Annotated in this window: 10 protein-coding genes; all 10 read left to right on the forward strand. The window is 55.1% G+C overall.

Translation table 11 applies throughout. The features are described 5' to 3' along the window. Positions 1 to 63 precede the first annotated feature (63 nt). The 10 genes from PHO67_04175 to PHO67_04220 all read left to right on the forward strand — a co-directional run bounded on the left by PHO67_04175 (position 64) and on the right by PHO67_04220 (position 16,711). Positions 64 to 1,089 (forward strand): LacI family DNA-binding transcriptional regulator, encoded by a 1,026-nt coding sequence (locus PHO67_04175; GenBank protein MDD5546340.1) that lies wholly within the window; start codon positions 64 to 66, stop codon positions 1,087 to 1,089. After that, positions 1,086 to 4,376 (forward strand): hypothetical protein, encoded by a 3,291-nt coding sequence (locus PHO67_04180; GenBank protein MDD5546341.1) that lies wholly within the window; start codon positions 1,086 to 1,088, stop codon positions 4,374 to 4,376. The genes PHO67_04175 and PHO67_04180 overlap by 4 nt, the downstream gene beginning before the upstream one ends. Next, complete coding sequence (locus PHO67_04185; GenBank protein MDD5546342.1) at positions 4,369 to 7,164, forward strand: beta-galactosidase; 2,796 nt, start codon at positions 4,369 to 4,371, stop codon at positions 7,162 to 7,164. Before PHO67_04180 ends, PHO67_04185 begins: the two co-directional genes overlap by 8 nt. A gap of 145 nt (positions 7,165 to 7,309) precedes the next feature. Then, entirely contained in the window at positions 7,310 to 11,869 is a 4,560-nt protein-coding gene (gene gltB, locus PHO67_04190; protein MDD5546343.1) for a glutamate synthase large subunit, read from the forward strand. Then, positions 11,862 to 13,301, forward strand: coding sequence for a glutamate synthase subunit beta (locus tag PHO67_04195; GenBank protein MDD5546344.1), 1,440 nt, complete (start codon positions 11,862 to 11,864; stop codon positions 13,299 to 13,301). The genes gltB and PHO67_04195 overlap by 8 nt, the downstream gene beginning before the upstream one ends. A gap of 28 nt (positions 13,302 to 13,329) precedes the next feature. Continuing rightward, a complete protein-coding gene (locus PHO67_04200; protein ID MDD5546345.1) occupies positions 13,330 to 13,941 on the forward strand; it encodes a nitroreductase family protein in 612 nt (203 codons plus the stop codon). Further along, positions 13,938 to 14,360 carry a pyridoxamine 5'-phosphate oxidase family protein gene (locus tag PHO67_04205; GenBank protein MDD5546346.1) on the forward strand — a complete coding sequence of 141 codons (423 nt, stop codon included), beginning with the start codon at positions 13,938 to 13,940 and terminating at the stop codon, positions 14,358 to 14,360. The genes PHO67_04200 and PHO67_04205 overlap by 4 nt, the downstream gene beginning before the upstream one ends. 5 nt (positions 14,361 to 14,365) lie before the next feature. Further along, positions 14,366 to 15,325: a tRNA dihydrouridine synthase DusB gene (gene dusB, locus PHO67_04210; GenBank protein ID MDD5546347.1), complete on the forward strand. Its 960-nt coding sequence runs from the start codon at positions 14,366 to 14,368 to the stop codon at positions 15,323 to 15,325. A gap of 19 nt (positions 15,326 to 15,344) precedes the next feature. Then, entirely contained in the window at positions 15,345 to 16,436 is a 1,092-nt protein-coding gene (locus PHO67_04215; protein ID MDD5546348.1) for an ATP-dependent 6-phosphofructokinase, read from the forward strand. Positions 16,437 to 16,453: 17 nt separating this feature from the next. Further along, entirely contained in the window at positions 16,454 to 16,711 is a 258-nt protein-coding gene (locus PHO67_04220) for a hypothetical protein (protein MDD5546349.1), read from the forward strand. The last annotated feature ends 2 nt before the right edge of the window (positions 16,712 to 16,713 follow it).

Consider the following 16,713-nt stretch of genomic DNA (forward strand, 5'->3'; position numbering starts at 1 on the left):
CCGGTTTTTCCCCCCTTGAGGGGGAGAATTTTTTACGGTATTATATGTTATCGGTAACATAAGATGAAGAAAGTCACCTTTAAGGAGATCTCCAGGATAGTCGGCGTGTCCCCGATGCACGTGTCGAGGGCCCTCGCAGGGCACCCTTACGTAAAGGAGGAACTGCGCCGCGAGATATCCAAAGTAGCCAAGAAGCTCAACTACAGCATCAATCCCTTCGGCCGCGGCCTGTCCAAGAATATCCAGATGAAAGCCCGGATGATATGCGTCCTGACCAAATACGGGAACTTCTTCCGGACCGAGTATTTCGTCAACCTGATAGACGCAATCAGCAGCAATTGCAGGGCGAAGGGATACGACGTGATAATAGCGAGCCTCACGGACGATGAAAGCGGCAACATAAAGAGGCTCAAGAACCTGGTCAGTTATTATAAGGCGGGCATAATAGAGGGGTTCGTCTTCATCGCGCCGGACCTCGACGCCGCGGAAGGTTTTTTCCTGCGCGCGGAAAAGGTCAATTTTGTCTGCGCCGGCAGCAGGATAGATGCAGCTACGAAATATGTCGACGTCGATAATTTCAGGGCGGGCTCCGAGGTCGGCGGCTATCTTATCCGCCTGGGCCACAGGAGGATAGCTTTTGTGAAAGGCCTCGAGAAGAGGCGCGATAGCCGGGAGAGGCAGCAGGGTTTCTTGAATGCCCTGACGGCAAGCAGGATCGCGCCGGACGAGAGCCTATTCATTGCCGGCGATTACAGTATTCCCGGCGGGAAGAAGGCGACGGCGGAATTGTTTTCGCGCAAGAAGAAGCCGGACGCGATATTTTATGCTAACGACCTTATGGCCTACGGCGGCCTCGAATTTTTCAAGGAAAAAAAGATAAGGGTACCGCGCGAGATCTCTATCGTGGGTTTTGACGACCTCGCTGCGTCGTCCCGGACCGAGCCCCCGCTTACGACCGCGAGGCAACCTTATAAAGAGATGGGAGAGGCGGTCATGGAGGCTGTATCCCGCCCGGAATTCGCTTCAAGGATGATAACAGCGAAATTAATAATAAGGAAGAGCTGCGACAACCCAAGGAGAAGAGGATGAGGACTACCGCGGAATACAGGATCGGTAACGACAACGAATTCATAATTGAAAATTACAACTATTCCAAGGCCTTTTCGAGTTTCCTGCCCGGCATAGCCGGCGTCGACGGCATCCCGATGTGGGTCTTTTACGTGAACAGGAACCAGGCGGTATGCAGCCTCGGCATAGAGAGCAAGGACCGCGCGATGATGGAGTTCCTGCCCGCGAATTTCGCCTACCAGCTGGTCGGGACGCAGGGCTTCAGGACCTTTATCAAGATAACGGGCAAAAACGGTTTTACGCTGTATGAGCCGTTCAGGGTATACGAGAAAGAAGAGGGGTATATCCCGTCCCAGGTGATGACTATTACCCCTTATTCCGTGACGCTAAGGGAGGTCCACGAAAAGCTGGGCATGAGCGTCGAGGTCAGGTATTGCAACGTCGTCCAGGAGCCGTTCCCCGGCCTTATAAGGCAGGTGGAGATAAAGAATATCTCCAAGAGGGCCGTGAAGATCGAGCTCCTCGACGGGATGCCGCAGGTGATACCCTTCGGGATGGACGATTCCAGCCTGAAGAAGATGAAATACCTCGTCAAATCCTTCAGTTACGCGGAAAACCTCGAAAAAAAGATACCTTATTTCCACATCAGGACGACCCATGAGGACGGCCCTGAGGTGGCCATGGTAAAGAGAGGCCATTATTACGCGTGCGTCAGGGTGGATGGAGGCAATGCTGAGTTGAAACGGCCCCTTATAGATGCCTCGCAGATCTTCGGGATGAGGAAGGACCTGATCCTCCCCTCGTGCTTTAACGTGAGGTCGAAATTCATTTATGATACTAAGGGCGAACTGACCAGCGGGGAGTTCTCTTCGGCCATGTGCCATGATGATGCGGCCCTCAAGCCTTCGGAGGCGCTCACTTTATACTGCGTCTGCGGCACCTTGGATTCCGTCGGCGGCACGAAAGAGGTGGCGCGCGCCCTCACCGCGGATTTCGCGGAGACGCAGCTCAAGAAGAACCGGGCCGTCATTGAATCGATAATGGGCTCTTCCCTGGTCATAAGCGAAGACGAGAAGTTTGACAGGTATTCCGCCCAAAATTTTCTCGACAACGTGCTGCGCGGAGGCTTTCCCCTGACGGTAACGAAAGACAGAAGCAAAGTCTTCTATGTCTATTCCAGGAAGCACGGCGACCTGGAGAGGGATTATAACCAATTCTACACTTCCCCGACCCTCTATTCCCAGGGCGATTCCAATTACAGGGACGTCAACCAGAACAGGCGAAACGACACGTTCTTCAATCCCGACGTCGGGATGTCCAACATTATCAACTTCATAAACTTCATACAGATGGACGGGTTCAATCCGCAAGGCGTGGACGGAGTGACATTCATATATAAGGGAGACAAAAAACTTCTCATAAGCCTTTTCGGAGCCGGCGCCGAAAAGATGGAGGAGTTTTTCAGGAAGCCTTTCGCCCCGGGCGACATCTTCAAGTTCGCCGGATCCAATTCTATCAAGGCCGCCGTATCGAACGGGGAGATGCTCTCGAAGATACTCGAGCGCTCGGACGCCGGGCAGAATTCGCGGCATATCGACGGTTTCTGGAGCGACCACTGGTCCTATAATATGGACCTCATCGACAGTTTCCTGGCCGTCTATCCGGACAGGAGGAAAGAATTATTCTCAGGGCGCAGGGATTTCACGTTCCACGACAGCCCTTACGTCGTCCTGCCGAGGCAGGATAAATACGTCTTGTGGGACGGAAAACCGGTCCAGCTGGGCGCGGTAAAGGTCGACGAGGAGAAGAGGAAGATGATCGCCGGCAGGAGATCGGAGAAGACGCTCGTCCGCAAAGTTAACGGCAAAGGAGACGTCTACAGGACCGACCTCATCACGAAACTCCTGATAATCGCGGTCAATAAGATAAATTCCATCGGGCCGGACGGCTGCGGAATCGAGATGGAGACGGATAAGCCGAACTGGTGCGATGCGCTTAACGGACTTCCGGGGCTCTTCGGGTCGTCCTCGAACGAGACCTTTGAACTGAAGAGGCTGATAACCATGATCTCGAAGAACCTTGGCGGTAAGGCCCTCGAGCTTCCCGAGGAAGCCGTCGAGGCGATCAGGGATTCGAAAGACGCGCTAAACGGTTATATCGGCGGGAAACTGGACGATTTCGGCGTATGGGACAAACTGGCCGCGATAAAAGAAGATTTCAGGAGAAAGACGAGATGCGGGATAATCGGCAGGCTCATCCCGGTCCCGGCAGACGAAATATCCGGCTACCTTGCGCTCGCGGCAAAGAGGGTCCAGGCGGCCATAAACAAAAGTTTTGACGAGAAGACCGGCCTTTATTTTGGGTATTTTATAAATATCCCGGCTGAATACGAACAGATCGCGGTCACCGACAGCACCGGCAGGGAGGTCCCGAAGGCCAACCATAAGGGCCTGCCGTGCATCAGGGTGATGAAATTCAACTCCAGGCCGCTGCCGTTATTCCTGGAGGCGCAGGTCCACGCGCTGAAGGTGGAAGAGGACAGATCTGTCGCCGCGAGGCTGCACTATAACCTCATGAAGAGCGGTCTGGTCGACAAAAAATTGAAGATGTTCTCGGTCAATGCCTCGCTTGAAAAGGAGCCGTATGAGATAGGCAGGACCAAGACGTTCAATCCGGGCTGGCTCGAGAACCAGTCGATCTGGCTTCACATGGAATATAAATACTTACTCGAGTTATTGAAGGCCGGGCTTTACAAAGATTATTACGCGAATCTCAAGGACGTCCTCGTGCCGTTCCTGAGGCCCGAGGTCTACGGAAGGAGCATCTTCGAGAACTCGTCTTTCATCGCGGGCAGCGTCCATCCGGACAAGAAAGTCCACGGCCAGGGGTTTTACGCGAGGCTCTCCGGCTCGACCGCCGAATTCGTCCATATGTGGCTTATGATGATGACCGGAGGAAGGCCTTTCGCGCTTGACGCAAACGGCAAGCTGGTCTTCAGCTTATCCCCGGTCCTTAAGGGCGGCATGTTCCTGAAAAAAGACCGCAAAGCGGAGTATTATTCTCCCGAAGGAAAACTGCAGAAAGAGACCGTCAAGAAAGGCACATTGAAATTCATGCTGCTTGGCAGCATAGCCGTGACTTATATCAATCCCCGGAGGAAGGATATTTTCGGGGGCGGCAAAGGGGCTAAGTACGCGCTGACGCTCGAGGACGGCGCGGTGAAGGAATTCATCGGCAGCGTCCCGGAACCGTATTCGGCCCTTGTGAGGGAAAGAAAAATAAAAGAGATAAAGATGTATCTTGATTAAACAGGAGGTTTCGGTGGAGGAGAAGGTGATCTCTTTCGACAAAAAGAGCATGATCATTAACGGGAAACGCGTCATGCTCTACGGGGGGGAATTCCATTACTTCCGCGTGCCGCACGAACTTTGGGAGGACAGGCTCCGTAAGATGAAGGCGGCGGGGCTCAACCTGGTCGCTACGTATATACCCTGGAATTTCCATGAGATGAAGGAGGGTGAGTTCATCTGGGAAGGCGACCGCGACCTCGATAAGTTCGTGACGCTGACGGAAAAATACGGGTTTTATCTTGCGATAAAGCCGGGGCCGTATATCTGCGCGGAATGGGATTTCGGCGGGTTCCCTGACTGGCTCCTCGGAAAGGACGTAAAACTGCGCGAGGACGACCCGGAGTACCTCAGGCTTATCGGCAGGTATTATAAGGAGATCGCCGGGATCCTGCGGCCGCACCTGGTCACAAAAGGCGGCAATATAATCCTATTCCAGATAGAGAACGAATATGACCACCTGATCGCGTTCACCGGCATAAAGAGATACAAGGACGGCGCCCTTCGATACCACCTCAAGCTTTTAAAGATGGCGCGCGAGGCGGGCATAGACGTGCCGGCGTTCACGGTGGAGGGGAGTTTCCTGAGGAAGAGCGAGATAATCGACGCGAGGACCTATTACCCGAACATCCCGTGGATATGGCTATGGGAGTTCGATGATTTCGATAAGGCGATCGAGGCGTCGGTCGCCCAGCAACCGAAGAAGCCGCTGATGATAATGGAACTCGAGACAGGCTGGTTCGCGCAGTTCGGGAAGCCGCTGTACCAGATAGAGCCGGAGGTCACGAGGGCCATATTAAGGACGGTCATCGCCGAGGGCGCATCCGTCATGAGCCATTTCCTGTTCGTCGGCGGCACGACGTTCCCTTACTGGAACTGCAAGGGCGACTACGGCGGGATAGGCACCTGCACGACATATGATTTCGGCCATTCGCCGCTCAGGGAATGGGGAGAGGTCTCGCCGACGAAATACCACATGGCCCGCAACACCGCGCAGTTCCTCGATTCATTCGAGGACGTGCTCTTCGGTTCCGAAAAGATAGAGGGCGCGGCGAAGTTTATTGACAGCGGGAATACCGTGGCGCTCGTGGACCGGAGAAAGGGCGCGGCCAAACCCGACTTCTCCGGGACTTTCGAGAACGTCAAGGTCACCGAGAGGGCGGGAAAGAAAGGCGGGTTCCTGATGGTCCGCAACCTCACTGACGATACGCTCAGGACACAGATCGAATATCTTTCTCCGGCCGGGAAGAAAAATAAAAAGCTGCCCTCTTCCGGAGACCTTAAGCTCGCTCCCAGGTCCTCGTTCCTTTTCCCCATTGATGTCCCTATCGGCGATAAAGGGGTGGTCATCAAACACTCCACCTGCGAACTCCTTTTGAAGAAAGAGATAGGGGAGAACGCGTTTGTCTTCCTCACCGGGAGACCCGAATTGAGGGGCGAGACCTATATCAAGTGCGGTCCCGTAAAGCCCGCCGTCATCGAAGGCGATTTCGATGTGAAAAGGGTAAAGGACGGCTATATCATCGGGAACGAGAACTCGGGGCTCCGGATAATAAAAATAGAAGGGATATTCCTCGTTTTTCTCGACGACAAGACGGCCGCTAAAATATGGGACGGCGAAGAGACTGTCGCGATAAGCGATTACTACTACATCGAGGACCTTATCGCCGACGGGCGGTCGATCGAGATAAACGCGCAGGTCAAGAACGGATGCAACCAACTTACAAGGATATTTACCGCGGTCAGGCCTAGATCCGTAACTATCAACAAGGAAAAGGCGCCTTTTAAATATGACAAAAAGACCGGGTCGGTGATCTTCAAATACGATTGCGCGGTGGAGGAGCTTCCGAGGATAACATGGCTCGACTCCCCGCGGTTCATCTCCGACCTCGACGAGAAAGAGCCCGGTTTCGACGACTCGTCGTGGAAGACGATAACCATGCCTAAAGCGCTTGAGCAGGCCGGACTGCTCAAGCATGGTTTCATCTGGTACAGGCAGGAATTCGGGCTTAAAGGGAGGCCGTCGGAATGCCTGGTAAAGATAATAACCAACGATATGGACAGGTTCTATGTCTATGTCAACGGAGAATTCATCTGGCGGGGGATAGGCAGTCCCTGCCTTGATATTACCGGGGCGGCCAGGAAAGGGAAGAACCTCCTCGCGGTCAGGTATGAGAACGCCTACCATACCAAGGCGCATCCCCACGAAGGGCCGATAAAAAAACTCAGCGGCATAATGCAGCCGGTAAGGATCCGAGGAAGGGCGCAGGGAAAGTCCTTCAACATTGTCATTAATAAATTGCTGGTCCGCGAGAATGCGGGCGGCCTCTTGAAGGGCTATCATGAACCTGAGATCGATGAAAACGGCTGGAAGATCTCGCCTTCCGCCAAGAAGTATGTATTCGCGAAGGAGATGGGAGAGCTTGTCTGGTACAGGAGGAGGTTCAAGTTCCTGCCGCGCAAGGGCGGCACCTGCGCGCTCAAGCTCACGATAGACCACGCCTTCGAGAGGTGCGTCATATACCTGAACGGAAGGGCGCTAGGCAAATACGAGTCGGTCGGGCCGCAGAATGATTTTTATATCCCCGAGCCGTTCCTGCGCGCGGAGAATACTCTCGCTATCCTAGTCGAGGGGCCGGGCTTCCATCCCGTCAAAGGATCGGGGTTCGTCCCGCCGGTCCTTAAAGATCCCAGGATAGGTTTCTACTATGCGGCCAAAAAGGTGAGCGCGAGGGTATCGGCCTATTGACAAGAGTCAGGATTGTGCTATAATTAAATGGAACCTAAAATGAATTAGGAAGAGACGAAGGCGTCTTTCATATAAATGAAAGGCGCCTTTTTCGTCTTCTGTAGTACAACTGATTACGCAAATGAATAAAAAATCAGGAAATAAAATGGCATTTAAGCGCCTGCCCGAGAAACAGGGGCTTTACGACCCGCAGTTCGAGCACGACAGCTGCGGCGTGGGATTCGTCTGCGATATCAAAGGCCGCAAGTCCCACGATATCGTGGCCAAAGGGATCCTCGCGCTGGAGCATTTGATGCACCGCGGCGCCACCGGCTCCGACCCGAGGACAGGAGACGGCGCGGGCATCCTGATACAGGTGCCGCATGAGTTCCTGCTGAAGGAATGTTCGAAGGCAGGCTTCCGCCTGCCCAAAGCCGGCGATTACGGCATAGGCCTTGTTTTTTTGCCGACCGACGCCAAAGAGAGAAAGCTTTGCGAGGATAATTTCAAAAAGATCACGGAGGAGGAAGGGCTTATATTCCTCGGCTGGCGCGAAGTCCCGGTTGACGATTCGGCCATAGGAAAGACCGCCAAGGAATCCCGGCCCGTAATAAAGCAGGTTTTTGTCGGCCGCCCCTCCGGCATCGCCGGCGAACTTGCTTTCGAGAGGAAGCTCTACATCGTAAGGAAGCGGGCCGAGAACTTTGTCCGCGGCTCAACCATAAGGCAGAAGGCGTCCTTTTATATCTCCGGCCTGTCGTCGCGTACGTTGAGTTATAAGGGGCTCCTGATGTCGACGCAACTGAAGGATTTCTTCCCTGACCTGAAAGACCGTGCGCTGGAGAGCTCATTTACGCTTTTCCACGCGCGCTACAGCACGAACACATTCCCGGCCTGGGACCTCTCGCAGCCGTTCCGCTTCCTCGCGCATAACGGCGAGATAAATACCCTGCGCGGAAATATCAACTGGATGAAGGCGCGGCAGGGTCTGATCGAGAGCGGCGTATTCGGGAAGGATATAAAGAGATTGTTCCCGGTCATAGTCCCTGGCGGCAGCGACTCGGCTTCGCTGGATAACATGCTGGAACTGCTCGTCCTGGGCGGTCGCTCGCTTCCTCACGCGATGATGATGCTAATACCCGAGGCGTGGCAAGGTAACGACCAGATCGGCGAGGAGAGAAAGCGCTTTTACGAATATCACGCCTGCCTTATGGAGCCGTGGGACGGCCCGGCAGCCATAGCATTCACCGACGGCAAATTCATCGGCGCAACGCTCGACCGAAACGGCCTCAGGCCCGCGCGCTACGTTATCACGAAGAACGGCATCGTCGTGATGGCCTCCGAAGCCGGCGTCCTCGATATCCCGCCCGAAGAGGTCGCGGTCAACAGCAGGCTCCAGCCCGGCAGGATGTTCCTGATCGACACCCATGCCGGGCGCATAATCGGCGACGAGGAACTTAAATCGTCGATATCAAACCTAAAGCCGTACGGCAGGTGGCTCGATGAGAATATGGAAAAACTCGAGGACGTGCCTTTTCCGCGCTCCTTTAAGGTCTGGCACGAGAAGGACCTGGCACCTGCCCTCAAGGCGTTCGGTTATTCCAAGGAAGACCTTCGCAGGATAATCAAGCCCATGGCAGGGGACGGCAACGAGCCTACCGGCTCTATGGGCGATGATACCCCGCTTGCGGTCCTTTCGACCAGGCCCAGGATGTTATACGATTATTTCAAACAATTATTCGCGCAGGTCACCAACCCGCCCATCGACCCGATACGCGAAGAGCTCGTCATGACTCTTAACACGTATCTTGGCAGTGAGAAGAACCTGCTTGACGAGACCCCTACCCATTGCCACAGGCTCAAAGTCAATAATCCCATCCTGTCGAATATGGACATCGAGAGGATCCGCCATATCCGCAACGGGACATTTAAGGCTAAGACTATTTCGACGCTCTTCGAGGCGAAAAAAGGAAAGGCAGCGTTCAAAAAGTCCCTGGACAGGATATGCGCCGAAGCCGACAAGGCCGTCAAGAGCGGCTGCACCTTCATCATATTAAGCGACAGGGGAGTCGACGGTAAGTTTGCGGCGCTCCCGGCGCTCCTGGCGTGCGGAGCCGTCCACCATCACCTTGTCCGCAAAGAGACGCGCACGCAGGCGAGCATAATAATCGAGAGCGGCGAACCGCGGGAGGTCGCGCATTTCGCGCTCCTCTTCGGGTACGGAGCGGGCTGCATTAATCCCTATCTGGCCTACGAGACGATAGAGAAGATGATCAGGGAGAAGGACCTTGTCATCGCCTTCCCTGACCCGGAACTCGCGGCCAGCTCCGCGCGCAAGAACTATACCGATGCGGTAAACCACGGGCTCCTGAAGATCCTGTCGAAGATGGGCATATCGACGCTGCAGAGCTACCGCGGCGCGCAGATATTCGAGGCCGTCGGGTTAAGCGGCAACCTTATCGAGAGATGTTTTACCGGCACGGTATCGCGTATCGAGGGCATAGGGCTCGACGAAATAGCGCAGGAAGTCATCAAGAGGCATGGCGAGGCGTTCCCGGAGACGGAATCCGGCCCGGCTCACCTTCCCAACGGAGGGCTTTACCAGTGGAGGCGCGACGGCGAGTTCCATCTCTGGAATCCCGAGTCCATCGCCGCGCTTCAGGATGCCACCCGTTTTGAGGACCCGGAGCTGTATAAAAAATTTGCCGCGCTTATAAACGACCAGGCGAAGGGCCTTTGCACTTTGCGCGGCCTGATGAAGTTCAAGCCGGGCGTAAAACCTGTCCCGCTCGACGAGGTCGAGCCGGCATCTGAGATAGTAAAACGTTTTGTGACCGGAGCGATGAGCTTCGGTTCGATAAGCAGGGGTGCGCACGAGACGATGGCCATAGCGATGAACCGCCTCGGCGGAAAATCAAATTCAGGAGAAGGCGGCGAAGACCCTGCGCGTTACGCGCCGCTGCCTAACGGTGACAGCCTCCGTTCCGCGACGAAGCAGGTCGCGTCCGGCAGGTTCGGCGTCACGATAAACTACCTGACCAACGCGGATGAATTGCAGATCAAAATAGCACAGGGCGCGAAACCCGGAGAGGGCGGGCAGCTGCCCGGCCATAAAGTCAGCCCTGTCATCGCGAAGGTCCGCCATTCGACGCCCGGGGTCACGCTAATATCGCCGCCGCCGCACCATGATATTTATTCGATCGAAGACCTTGCGCAGCTCATCTTCGACTTAAAGAACGCGAACCCGCGCGCGCGGATAAGCGTCAAACTTGTTTCAGAAATGGGGGTGGGCACTATTGCGGCAGGCGTCGCCAAGGGGCACGCGGATATGATACTCATATCCGGCGGCGACGGCGGGACCGGCGCGTCGCCTTTGAGCTCAATAAAGCACGCGGGCCTGCCGTGGGAACTCGGGCTTTCTGAGACGCACCAGACGCTGGTTTTAAACGACCTGAGGAGCCGCGTGCGCCTGCAGACCGACGGGCAGATGAGGACCGGCCGCGACGTCGTTATAGCGGCGCTCCTGGGCGCCGAGGAATACGGCTTCGCGACCGCCGCGCTGATTAATCTAGGCTGCGTCATGCTCAGGCATTGCCATTTGAACAATTGCTCGGTCGGTGTCGCCACGCAAGATGAGGAACTAGGCAAGAGATTTGCCGGCAAACCCGAATATCTCCAGAGATATTTTTATTTTGTAGCAGAAGAGGTCCGCGGCATCATGGCGGAACTGGGGGCGCGCAAGCTCGACGAGCTGATCGGCCGTTCGGAGCTCATCGAGTTGAATACCGGCATATTGAATTGGAAGGCCAAGAGCGTCGACCTTTCGAGGATATTATACAAACCGCAGGTCCCTTCTTATGTCGGGACCCGTTGTGCGAAGAAACAGGACCACGGCCTCGATAAAGTAATGGACCTTAAGCTTATCGAGAGCGCGAAGCCGGCGATCGATAATAAAGACCACGTCCAGGCCGACCTTTCCATAAAAAATACCGACAGGGCAGTAGGCGCGATGCTGAGCGGCGAGATAGCGCTTCGTTACGGGGATAAAGGCCTCCCTGACGACACCGTCCATTTTAAATTCACCGGGACCGCCGGACAGAGCTTCGGCGCGTTCCTGGCCAGGGGCGTCGTTTTCGAGGTCGAGGGCGAGGCGAACGATTACGTCGGCAAAGGGCTTTCCGGCGGGCGGATCATCGTCTATCCTCCGAAAGGATCAGCTTTCGAGGCCCCGGAGAATATCATCATAGGTAACACCACTTTCTACGGAGCCACTTCAGGCGAGGCTTATATCTGCGGAGTCGCCGGCGAGAGGTTCTGCATACGCAACTCAGGGATCTACGCCGTCATCGAGGGCGTAGGCGACCACGGATGCGAATATATGACCGGCGGGCGTGTCGTCATCCTCGGCAAAACCGGGCGCAACTTCGCGGCCGGGATGTCCGGGGGCATTGCGTATGTCTACGACGAAGACCGGGAATTCAAGGCGAGGTGCAATATGGGGATGGTCGCGTTCGAGGCCCTCGATGGCGAGGATACCGCCACCATACAGAAACTCCTCTCTAACCATATAAGGTATACGCATAGCGCCAAGGCAAAAGCCGTGCTTGATGATTTCGATAACGAGATAAGGCATTTTATCAAGGTCATGCCTGTTGAATACAAGCGCGCGCTTGAAGGCAGGCTAATGAGGAAGGACGTGCTCTTCGAAGAGGTAAGCGATGGTTGATACAAAGAGGTTCATGAAGATAAAACGGGAGGCCTCGTCCTACCGCGCGGTATGCGACCGCGTAAAGGATTACAGGGAGGTGGCTGTCCTGCGCCCGGAGGAGAAGTCGAAGGACCAGAGCTCGCGCTGCATGGACTGCGGAGTGCCGTTCTGCCATTGGGGCTGCCCGATCGGGAACTATATACCGGAATGGAACGACCTCATCTTCCGCGGCCAGTGGAAAAAGGCCATTGATGTCCTTCTGGTGACGAACAACCTGCCCGAGGTGACGGGCAGGATCTGCCCGGCCCTGTGCGAATACGCATGCGTCCTCGGGATAAATGATGACCCTGTCACGATACGCGAAGACGAGCTGGATATTATAGAATATGCTTTCAAAGAGGGATGGATCAGGCCGAACCCTCCGAAAAAACGCACCGGTAAAAAAGTCGCGGTCATCGGCTCCGGCCCGTCAGGCCTTGCCTGCGCCGACCAGTTGAATAAAGCCGGGCACAAGGTCACGGTATTCGAAAGGGACGACAAGATAGGCGGCATATTGCGTTACGGTATCCCTGATTTCAAATTAGATAAATCCGTCCTCGACAGACGCATAAAGATATGGAAGAAAGAGGGGATAGAGTTTAAGGCGTCCGTTGATGTAGGCGCGGATTATAAGGCGGCCAAATTGAATAAGGATTTCGACGCGGTCGTGCTTGCCGGTGGAAGCCGTTTTCCCCGCGATCTCAAGATACCCGGCCGAGAGCTGGGCGGAATACATTTCGCGATGGATTTTCTCGTCCAGTCGAATAAAAGGGTCTCCGGAATCAAGATACCTTCCGGAAAGCTCATCGACGCGAAGGGTAAAAAGGTTGTCGTGATCGGCGGCGGCGACACAGGCGCTGACTGCGTAGGCACCGCGCACAGGCAGGGCGCGTCATGCATCGTCCAGATAGAATTATTGCCCCAGCCTCCGGAATGCCGCACAAAAGATTTCCCGTGGCCGAAATATCCGATGTTGTTAAAGACGACCTCCAGCCACCAGGAAGGAGGCGATCGCTATTGGTCGGTCTCGACCAAGAAGTTTGAGGGCGCCGGCGGCAAGGTCAAGAAACTTTCCTGCGTGAAGGTCGAGATAGGCCGCGACGATAAGGGCTGCATGCTGATAAAAGACGTCCCGGGAAGCGGATTCGAGATAGAGGCGGACTTGGTCGTCCTGGCTCTCGGTTTCATGCACCCCGAGAAAGAGCTCATCTCACAGCTCGGCGTCGAGCTCGACCCGCGCGGCAACGTCAAGACCGACGAACATTACCTCACATCCGTAAAAGACGTATTCGCGGCAGGCGATATGAGGAGGGGCCAGTCGCTCATCGTCTGGGCCATCTCCGAGGGCCGCCGCGCCGCCCACTCCATCGACAAATACCTCATGGGATCCACCCGCCTGCCGGCTATATAAAAACACTTTTTTGTGTTATTATATACTTATGGACGAAGGGCCCAACGATACCCTAAAAGTTATCAATCGCCGGCACAGCGTCAGGCAATTCCTGGATAGGCCGGTCGACGATCCCCTTATCAAGGCGGTGCTCGACGCCGCGAATAAGGCGCCGTCGGCGCATAACCAGCAATCGTGGCGTTTCATCGTCGTGCGGGGCGAGAAGAAGCAGCAACTGGCCCAGCTCATTGTGGATAGGTCCCCGGGATTCCCTAAGCCGTCCTCTTCTATACTCCGCATGGCGGCGAGGAGCATAAGCAACGCTCCGGTCGTCATCGCTGTCATGAACACAGGCACGCTGATAAACCGCGGGACCGAACTGTTCAAGATAGAAAAAGACAAGGCGAAGGATTTTTTCCGGACAATGGAGATACAGAGCTCTTCCGCGGCGGTCGAGAACCTGCTTATCGCCGCGACGTCCCTCGGCCTCGGCAGCGTATGGCTCGGGATATTGTTCTTGATAAAAGACGAGATCCTGTCGTTCTTCGGTGAAGCAAAAGGGGAATTTATGGCGGTCATCCCTGTCGGTTATCCGGCCAAAGAACAGGAAGGCCCCAAGAAAAAATCGTTGGAATACGTCGTGAGGTATATTGAAAAATGACAAAAGAAGATATCATTAAGTTCATCAACGCGAATCTCGTCTGCCACCTGGCTACCTGCGAGAATCACCAGCCCCACGTCAGGGGCATGATGGCGTACCGGGCGGACGAGAAAGGGATAATATTCCACACCGGTAATTTGAAAGACCTGTTCAAGCAGGTCTGCGACAACCCCCTGGTCGAGGCCTGTTTCTTTGATCCCAATACCAACACGCAGGTCAGGGTGAAGGGCAAGGCCGTCATAATATACGACGATAACCTTAAGAGGGAGATCGTCGCGGCAAGGCCGTTTTTGAAACCCTGGGTCGAGGAGCTCGGCCTCGATCTGATAGTGACTTTCAGGATAACGGATTGTCGCGCCTGCGTCTGGACGTTCGGGACGAATTTTGCGCCCAAGGAATACGTCAAGATCTCCGACTGATATTTATGCTGACGATCGGAAAGCTCAACCTGAAGTCCAGCCTCATTCTCGCCCCGATGGCGGGCATAACCGACCTGCCGTACCGCATGCTCAACCGCAAGTTCGGCGCCGAACTCGCCTTTACCGAGATGGTCAACGCGCGCTCGTTAAGCTACAGCAATGTCAAGGCGCTCGAGATGCTCGGATCGGCGAAAGGCGACAGGCCGCTCGGCATCCAGCTCGTCGGGAACGAACCCGAGTATCTTAACCGCGCGATAGAAAAACTCCATAAATACAGGTTTGATATCCTCGATTTCAACGCAGCCTGCCCGGAGAGAAAGGTCACCGCAAAGGGGGAGGGCGCCGCCCTTCTTAAAGACCTGAAAAAATTAAAACGCCTCCTTAAGATACTCGTCAGGGAATCGAAATGGCCGGTCACGGTCAAAATACGCTCCGGTTGGGACAAGAATAGCGTAAACGCCGAGGATGCGGCTTTGCATGCCGAGGACGCGGGCGTTTCCGCGATATTCATCCACGGCAGGACGCGCAACCAGCTCTACGGCGGCCAGGCCGATTACGGCATAATAAAGAAGGTAAAAGGCGCCGTCAAGGTCCCGGTCATCGGAAGCGGCGACGTCTTGTCAGGGCCGCTCGCGAAGAAGATGTTCGATGAGACCGGCTGTGACGGGATATTGATAGCCCGCGGCGGCCTCGGCAACCCGTGGATATTCAAGGAGATCCGCGCATACCTGGAAGGCGGCGCCGTCCCGGAAAGGCCGTCCAAAGATGTCATAATAAAGACGATGATATGCCATCTCAATTCCTCGGTAAAATGCTTCGGCGCGAAGAGGAGCATCCCCTTCTTCCGGAAATTCTTCTGCTGGTATACCAAGGGGCTGGATAATGTTCGTCCATTACGTGTTGCGGCCTGCGCCGCCTCCACGAAGAAAGAAATGCTTGATATAATAAACGAAATTAACATATAATCTAACAAAGGAAACTAATATGAGACCAAAAAGGATAGCGATACTTACCGGCGGCGGGGACTGTCCGGGCCTGAACGCGGTCATACGCGCCGTGGCTAAAAAAGCCATGGGCGAAGGATGCGAGGTAGCGGGGTTTGAGGACGGATACGAAGGCCTCGTAAGGAATAAGGCCAAGAAACTCGAGAATCACGATGTCTCGGGTATCCTCACCCTGGGCGGCACGATACTCGGCACATCCAACGTCGCAAACCCCTATCATTACGCCATAGAAAGCAAGGACTGCAAGGTCACCTTCAAGGATTACCACAAGAGGGCCATAAATAATTTTAAGAAATTGAAAGCCGACGCGCTGGTCGCTATAGGCGGCGACGGGACGCTTAGCATAGCTCACAGGCTTTATGAGGACGGCGTCCCGGTCATCGGCGTCCCCAAGACGATAGATAACGACATCCTCGGCACGGACATTACGTTCGGTTTCGACACGGCCGTATGGGTGGCGACCGAGGGTATCGACAGGATACATACGACCGCGCAATCGCACCACCGCGCGATGATAATAGAGGTCATGGGGCGGACCGCGGGCTGGATAGCGCTCCACGCCGGGGTCGCCGGCGGCGGAGATATCATACTTATCCCCGAGATCCCTTACGATATCAACGTAGTTGTCAAAAAGATAAAAGAGAGGCACGGCAAGGGCAAGAGGTTCAGCATAATAGTGATATCCGAAGGCGCGAAGCCGAAGGGCGGGGATGTCGTAATAAAGAGGGTGGTAAAAGAGAGCTTTGAGTCTGCCAGGTTCGGCGGCATAAGCTTTGTCCTCGGCACCCAGATCGAGAAATTAGCGTGCGGCATCGAGACGCGCGCCGTAATAATGGGCCATCTACAGAGGGGCGGCTCGCCCACGCCTTTCGACCGGGTCCTCGCCACACAGCTCGGGACAGGGGCGGTGGATCTTATAAACGAGGGTGCGTTCGGCCATATGGTCGCGGTCAGGAACAATGAGTTCGTGAAAGTCTCGCTCAGGGAAGTAGCCAGGGGCAAAAGGCTTGTCCCGAGGAACCATCCGCTCGTCGCGTCAGCGCGCGCGGTCGGGACCTGTTTTGGGGATTAAGGATTAAAGGAGGGAAGATGAAGAGCATACTGATAGCGCTTTTGCGCACCCGCAGTAGATCGGCGGTAAATTTCCAGAAGGTCCTCACCAAATACGGCTGCTTCGTCAAGACGCGCCTCGGTATCCACGACGGCGTCCTCAACCAGTGTTCGGACGTCGGCCTGATAATCCTCGAGCTCGTCGGCGATAGCAGGAAAAATAAGGAACTCGCCAAAAGGCTTAATGCCATTCCGGGCGTCACCGCGAAACTCGTCGAGATCACGCTTAAGAAATAATC

The organism is Candidatus Omnitrophota bacterium (genome assembly GCA_028716565.1).
GTDB lineage: Bacteria > Omnitrophota > Gorgyraeia > Pluralincolimonadales > Pluralincolimonadaceae > Pluralincolimonas.

Coding starts and splice junctions, on each gene's coding strand:
- PHO67_04175 (MDD5546340.1), top strand. CDS start 64: ATGAAGAAAGTCACCTTTAAGGAGATCTCCAGGATAGTCGGCGTGTCC.
- PHO67_04205 (MDD5546346.1), top strand. CDS start 13,938: ATGACAAAAGAAGATATCATTAAGTTCATCAACGCGAATCTCGTCTGC.
- PHO67_04200 (MDD5546345.1), top strand. CDS start 13,330: ATGGACGAAGGGCCCAACGATACCCTAAAAGTTATCAATCGCCGGCAC.
- PHO67_04220 (MDD5546349.1), top strand. CDS start 16,454: ATGAAGAGCATACTGATAGCGCTTTTGCGCACCCGCAGTAGATCGGCG.
- PHO67_04195 (MDD5546344.1), top strand. CDS start 11,862: ATGGTTGATACAAAGAGGTTCATGAAGATAAAACGGGAGGCCTCGTCC.
- gltB (MDD5546343.1), top strand. CDS start 7,310: ATGGCATTTAAGCGCCTGCCCGAGAAACAGGGGCTTTACGACCCGCAG.
- PHO67_04180 (MDD5546341.1), top strand. CDS start 1,086: ATGAGGACTACCGCGGAATACAGGATCGGTAACGACAACGAATTCATA.
- dusB (MDD5546347.1), top strand. CDS start 14,366: ATGCTGACGATCGGAAAGCTCAACCTGAAGTCCAGCCTCATTCTCGCC.
- PHO67_04215 (MDD5546348.1), top strand. CDS start 15,345: ATGAGACCAAAAAGGATAGCGATACTTACCGGCGGCGGGGACTGTCCG.